The organism is Amycolatopsis magusensis (genome assembly GCF_017875555.1).
In the GTDB taxonomy this organism is placed as follows: domain Bacteria; phylum Actinomycetota; class Actinomycetes; order Mycobacteriales; family Pseudonocardiaceae; genus Amycolatopsis; species Amycolatopsis magusensis.
This window is the reverse complement of the sequence record NZ_JAGGMS010000001.1, coordinates 3,137,952-3,144,813: the sequence shown is the minus strand read 5'-3', so window position 1 is coordinate 3,144,813 and position 6,862 is coordinate 3,137,952. Positions and strand designations below refer to the sequence as shown.

Annotated in this window: 1 protein-coding gene (running past one end of the window); it reads right to left on the bottom strand. The window is 73.4% G+C overall.

Features of this window, described 5'->3' with window-relative positions:
- Positions 1–4: 4 nt before the first annotated feature.
- Positions 5–6,862, bottom strand: partial view of a type I polyketide synthase gene (locus JOM49_RS14175; protein ID WP_209664757.1) — the 3' portion only. It continues 20,544 nt past the right edge of the window; 6,858 of the gene's 27,402 nt are visible here — the last part of the coding sequence; the start codon falls outside the window, past its right edge — the gene reads right to left on this strand; it ends in the stop codon at positions 5–7.

The following is a 6,862-nucleotide window of genomic DNA, read 5'->3' as shown; positions in this document are numbered from 1 at the left end:
TGACTCACTTCCAGGAAGGTTCGGACTCGTCGTCATGGCCGTTGTCCTGGCCGCTCAGCGCGGCCTGCACCAGGTCGTCCACCGTCATCGTGTCGATGGAGGCGCCTTCGCCGTTCTCCTCCGGCTCACCGCCGGGGCGGGCCAGCCGCAGGAGCTGGTCGAGCATTCCGTGCTCACGCAGCTTCGCCAGCGGCACCGAAGCGAGCAGCTCACGCACCTCGGCCTCTTCGGTGCCGGCGCTCGCGCCCTCGGGCACCAGCTGTTCGAGCAGGTGCTCGGCCAGCGCCTTCGGGTTCGGGTGGTCGAACACCAGCGTGGAGGCCAGGCTCAGCCCGGTCGCGGCGTTGAGCCGGTTGCGCAGCTCCACCACCGCGAGCGAGTCGAAGCCCAGGTCGCGGAACGGCCGGTCCTCGCGCACCGCGTCGAGGTCGGCCTGCCCGAGCACCTCGGCGGCCCGGGTGCGCACCAGCTCCAGCACCACCTCGTAGCGGCGGGCCGGGGCCAGCTTGAGCACCTGCTCGGCCAGTTCGGGCTCGGCGGGCGCGGCTTCGGCGACCGCACCCGGCGCGGGTGCCAGCTCGCGCATCAGCGGGCTGGGCCGGAAACCGGAGGCGAACCGGCTCTGGTCCACCGCGGCGACCACCGCGGTCGGCTCGCTCTCCACCGCCAGCTGCCGCAGCACCTGGCACGCCAGCTCGGGTTCCATCATCGCGACCCCGGCGCGGCGTGCGGTCTCCATGGCGTGGTCGGTGTCGGCCATGCCGCCACCACCCCAGGCGCCCCAGGCGATCGAGGTCGCCGCGTGGCCGTCGGCGCGGCGGCGTTCGGCCAGTGCGTCCAGCACCGCGTTCGCCGCGGCGTAGTTGGCCTGACCGGGGTTGCCGATCGCCGACGAAGCCGAGGAGAACAACACGAACGCGCTCAGGTCGTTGTCGCGGGTCAGCTCGTCGAGCAGCAGCGCCGAGTCCACCTTGGTCCGGAACACCTCCTGGAACCGGTCCGGGGTGAGCCGGTCGAGGATGCCGTCGTCGAGCACCCCGGCCGCGTGCACCACGCCGGTCAGGTCCGGGATCGTGCCGAGTAGTTCGGTCACCGCCGCGCGCTCGGTGACGTCGCAGGCGGCCACGGTCACCGCCACCCCGAGCCCGGCCAGTTCCATCCGCAGTTCCTCGGCGCCCGGCGCCTCGGGGCCGCGGCGGCTGACCAGCACCAGGTGCCGCGCCCCCGCCCCGGCGAGCGTGCGGGCCACGTGCCCGCCCAGCGCGCCGGTGCCGCCGGTGATCAGCACGGTGCCGTCCGGGTTCCACTCGCGCGCCGGGACCGGTGCGGGTGCCGGGAGCAGGCGCCTGCCGAAGATCCCGCTGGTGCGCACGGCCACCTGGTCCTCGCCGTCGAGTCCGGAAAGGACGGACGTGAGCCCGCGGACCACGCGGTCGTCCAGCTGGGCCGGAATGTCGATGAGCCCGCCCCAGCGCTCCGGGTACTCCATCGCGGCGACCCGGCCGAGGCCCCACACGGCGGCCTGCTGCGGGTTCGGCACCGTCTCCGAGCGGCCCACCGAGATCGCCCCGCTGGTCAGGCACCACAGCGGCGCGGTGATCCCCGCGTCGCCCAGCGCCTGGACCAGGGTGGCGGTCAGCAGGACCCCGGCCGGTGCGCCACCACCGGTGGATTCGGCCATCGCCAGCAGCGACACCACCCCGGCGAACTCGGTCCCGCCGTGTGCCTTGAGCGCTTCGGCCACCTGCTCGCGGTCGGGGGCCGCCACCTCGACGCGGGTGAAGTCGCCGTCGAGCGCGTCGAGCAGCGCGCCACCGCCCGCCGGGACCACGGCGAGCCAGGAGCCCGCCAGCCGGTCGGTCTTCTTGCCGCCCAGCGGCTTCCACCCGATCCGGTGCCGCCAGCTGTCCACAACGGACTGGTCCTCGCGCTGGCGCCGCCAGTCGAGCAGCGCCGGGAGCACCTTCGACAGCGACTCGCCGTCCACGTCGAGCACCGACTCCAGCGAGGCGAAGTCCTGCTTCGCCACGGCCTCCCAGAGACCCTGGTCGGACACGCCGTCGACCTCCGCCTTGGGCGCGGCCGGCACCGCGTCCGGCCAGTACCGCTGCCGCTGGAAGGCGTAGGTCGGCAGGTCCACCCTGGCCGCGCCGACGCCGTCGAAGAACTCGCGCCAGCCGATGCGGACCCCGCGGGTGTGGATGCGGGCCAGCGCGGAAACCAGGCTGTTCTCCTCACCGCGGTCCTTGCGCAGCACCGGGACCACCAGCGCCTGCGGGGAGATCGACTCGCGGGCCATCGCCGAGAGCGCCGCGTCCGGGCCGAGTTCCACGTAGGTGGCCACGCCCCGGCTGTCCAGCGAGCGCATCGCGTCGCCGAAGCGCACGGCGTCGCGCACGTGCCGCACCCAGTACTCGGGGGAGGTCACGTCGCCCTGGGTGGCGATCGGGATGCGCGGTGCCGAGTAGGTCAGGTTCTTCGCGACCGTCCGGAAGTCCTCCAGCATCGGGTCCATGTGCGCGGAGTGGAAGGCGTGGGAGACCTTGAGGCGCTTGGCCTTCCACGGCTCGGCCACCTTCTCGACCAGCTCCGCGTCCCCGGCGATGACCACCGAGTTCGGCCCGTTCACCGCGGCGATCGACACCCCGTCGACCAGGTACGGCAGCACGTCCTCCTCGCTCGCCTGCACCGCCGCCATCGCCCCACCGGCCGGGAGGGCCTGCATGAGCCGGGCGCGGGCGGAGACCAGCGCGCAGGCGTCGCCGAGGGTGAGCACCCCGGCCACGTGGGCCGCGGACAGCTCGCCGATCGAATGCCCGGCGAGGAAGTCCGGCTTGATGCCCCACGACTCGAGCAGGCGGTACAGCGCCACCTCGACCGCGAACAACGCGAGCTGCGCGTGCCCGGTCTGGTTCAGCGCCTCCTGATCGTCGCCCCACATCACGTCGCGGACGTCGAGCTCGGCCAGCACCTCGTCGAGCGCGGCGGCGAAGACCGGGAAGCGGTTGTACAGCTCCCGGCCCATGCCGATCCGCTGCGCGCCCTGTCCGGTGAACAGGAACGCGAGCTTGCCGGAGCGGGCCGCCTCGTCCCGCAGCACGTGCGGCGCGACCCCGTCTTCCGCCAACGCCACCAAGCCGTCGACCAGCTCGTTCTGCTGCCCGGCGAGCACCACCGCGCGGTGTTCGAACGCGGCACGGGTGGTCGCCGCGGACAGCGCGATCCCGGCCAGGTCGTCGTTCTCGCGCGCCAGGTCCAGCAGGCGGGTCGCCTGCGCCCGCAGCGCCGCCGGGGTCCGGCCGGAGACCAGCACCGGCATCACCTCGGGCTTGCGCTCGGGCGCCACCACAGCGTCCCACTTGGTCGGCGGCACGGTTTCCGCCTGCTCCAGGATCAGGTGCGCGTTCGTGCCGCTGGCCCCGAACGAGGAGATCCCGGCCCGGCGCGGGCGGCCCACCTCGGGCCACGGCGTGGTCTCGGTCAGCAGCCGGACCGCGCCCGCGCTCCAGTCGACCTGGGTGGTCGGCCGGTCCACGTGCAGCGTTTGCGGCAACCTGCCGTCGCGCATGGCCATGACCATCTTGATCACGCCGGCCACGCCCGCCGCCGACTGCGTGTGCCCGATGTTGGACTTCACCGTGCCCAGCAGCAGCGGCTGTTCGCGGTCGCGGCCGTAGGTGGCCAGCAGCGCCTGCGCCTCGATCGGGTCACCCAGTTTGGTGCCGGTGCCGTGCGCCTCGACCGCGTCCACATCGGACGGTCCCAGCTTGGCGCTGGCCAGCGCCGCCCGGATCACCCGCTGCTGCGCGGGACCGCTCGGGGCGGTCAGGCCGTTGGAGGCGCCGTCGGAGTTGATCGCCGAGCCGCGGACCACCGCGAGCACCTCGTGCCCGTTGCGGCGGGCGTCGGACAGCCGCTCGACCACCAGCATGCCCACACCCTCGGACCAGCCGGTGCCGTCGGCGGTGTCGGAGAACGCCTTGCAGCGGCCGTCCTCGGACAACGCGCCCTGGGCGCTGAACTCGACGAAGCCCACCGGCGTGGACATCACCGTGACGCCACCGGCCAGCGCGATCGAGCACTCGCCGTTGCGCAGGGCCTGCGCGGCGAGGTGCAGCGAGACCAGCGAAGACGAGCACGCGGTGTCGACCGAGACCGTCGGGCCCTGGAAGCCGAAGGTGTACGCGAGCCGCCCGGAGAGCAGGCTCGCCGACTGCGCGGTCTGCCACTCGTGCCCGGCGGTCTCGGCGGGCAGGCGGTACTCACCGCTGCCACCGCCGATGAACACCCCGGCGTCCGTGCCGCGCAGCGTGCCCGGGTCGATACCGGCGCGCTCCATGGCCTCCCACGCCGACTCCAGCAGCACCCGCTGCTGCGGGTCCATCACCAGCGCCTCGCGCGGCGAGATGGCGAAGAAGTCGGGGTCGAAGTCCGCCACGTCGTAGAGGAAGCCGCCCTGGCGGGTGATGCTCTGCTTGTCCCCGAACAGCTTGCCGAAGTCCCAGCCACGGTCCGCGGGCATCTCACCGACCGCGTCCACGCCTCCGGTGACCAGCTGCCACAGGTCCTCCGGCGAGCGCACCCCACCGGGGAACCGGCACGCCATCCCGACGATCGCGATCGGCTCGTCGACCGCGCCGCCGACCTGCGCCACCACGGCCCGCTCTGGCTCGGCGCCCAGCAACTCGTCGCGCAGGAACGCGGCCAGCTCGACCGGCGTGGGGTAGTCGAAGACCAGGGTCGCGGGCAGGCTCAGGCCGGTCTCGGTGTTCAGCTGGTTGCGCAGGTCGACCGCGGTCAGCGAGTCGAAGCCCAGGTCGCGGAACGGTGAGCCGTCCTCGATCGCGTCGGTGGTCGAATGCCCGAGCACCACGGCGATCTTGTCCCGGACCACGGCCAGCAGCACGTCGCCGCGGTCCTCCTCGGGCAGGGCCAGCAGCCGCTGCCGCAGCTCGGAGTCCACTTCGGACTCCACTGCGGTCGAAGCCGCTTCCGGGAGGTCGGCCAGCAGGGCACCGGGCAGCGAAGGCGCGAAGGTTTCCCACCGCACGTCCACCACGGTCACCGAGGTGTCCCCGGCGGCGACCGCGCGGCCGAGCGCGGCCAGCGCCAGGTCCACGTCCATCCCGGGCAGTCCGCTCAACCGCAGGTGCCGCGCCATCTGGCTCTCCGGCGACTCCGCGAACGGACCCCAGGCCAGGTACAGCGCCTTCGCCCCACGAGCCCGCCGGGCGCGGACGACCGCTTCGAGGTAGGCGTCCACGGCGGCCTGCGGGCCGCGGCCACGCACGCCCCAGGTCCCGGCGATCGAGCCGAGCACCACGAAGGCGTCCAGCGGCCGGTCGCCGAGCAGTTCGTCGAGGTGACGCACCCCGGCCACCGCGCCTTCGAGGTCCTCGGCGGCCTCTCCGGCGTGGACCACGGCGGTGAACTCGTGCTCGGCCAGCACCGCGGCCAGCGCGTCGCGGTCGGCGGCGGTGCCGGTCACCACGGTGGCACCCGCGCCCGCCAGCCAGCCGGAAAGCTCCTCGTTGCCGCCGACCAGCAGGATCGTGCCTTCCGGCGTCCAGGAACCGGCGGCGCCGGCCGCCCGGACCAGCCGCCTGCCGAAGATCCCGTTCTCGCGCACGGCGACCTGGTCCTCGGTCTCGGCCAGCACCGCGGCGAGCCCGCGGGCGGTGGTCAGGTCGACCAGCCCGCCCCAGCGGTCCGGCTGTTCCAGCGCGGCAACCCGGCCCTGGCCCCAGATCGCGGCCTGGCCGAAGTTCTCCGCCACCTCGTCACCGACCGCGACGGCACCGCGGGTCAGGCACCACAGCGGCGCGGTGACGCCCGCTTCGCCGAGCACCTGGAGCTGTTCGGCGGGCCAGGCGTGGCCGGGCACCTCGGCGCCCTCGGTCGCCAGCAGCGAGACCACACCGTCGAACCCGGTTTCGTTCACCTCCACCAGCAGCCCGGCGAGTTCGGCGCGGCTGCGCACGTCCAGGCAGACCGTGTGCTCGCCCAGCGCCTCCACGATCTCGGAGGTCCATTCGTCCTCGGCCGTCTCCGCCGGGAGCAGCACCAGCCACCGGCCGGTGAGCGTGCCCTCGGCGTGGATCGGCGCCCAGGTGGTCTCGTACCGCCATCCGTCCACAACGGACTGTTCGCGACGGCGGCGGCGCCAGGACGACAGCGCCGGGACCATCGCGGTCACCGTCTCGCCGTCCAGTTCCAAAGTGGACGCCACGGAATCGACGTCCGCCCGGTCCACCGCGGCCCAGAACTCGGCATCGGCCGGGTCGCCCATGCCCTCGGGCGGGCCCATCGCGATGGTGCCCTCTGGCCAGTAGCGCTCGCGCTGGAAGGCGTAGGTCGGCAGGGCGACACGGGAGGCGCCGGTGCCGGCGAAGTAGTTCTCCCAGTCGACCGCCACCCCGTTCGCGTGCAGCGTGCCCAGCGCCGCGGTGATCGCCAGTTCCTCGTCGCGGTCCTTGCGCAACAGCGGGACCACCAGAGCGTTCTCGTCGACCATCGCCGACAGCACGCCGTCCGGGCCCAGCTCGATCATCGTGGTGACACCGGATTCGGCGAGCGTGCGCACGTTGTCGGCGAACCGGACGGTGTCGCGCACGTGCCGCACCCAGTACTCCGGCGAGGTCACGTCACCGGTGGCGACCACCGGGATCCGCGGCTCGTGGAAGGTCAGGCCCTCGATGGCCGCGCGGAACTCGTCCAGCATCGGGTCCATCAACGGCGAGTGGAAGGCGTGCGAGACCTTCAGCCGCGAGGTCTTCTCGAATCCGGCCGCGATCGCCAGCACTTCGGCTTCGTCACCGGCGATGACCACGCTCGACGGTCCGTTGACCGCCGCGATCGAGAC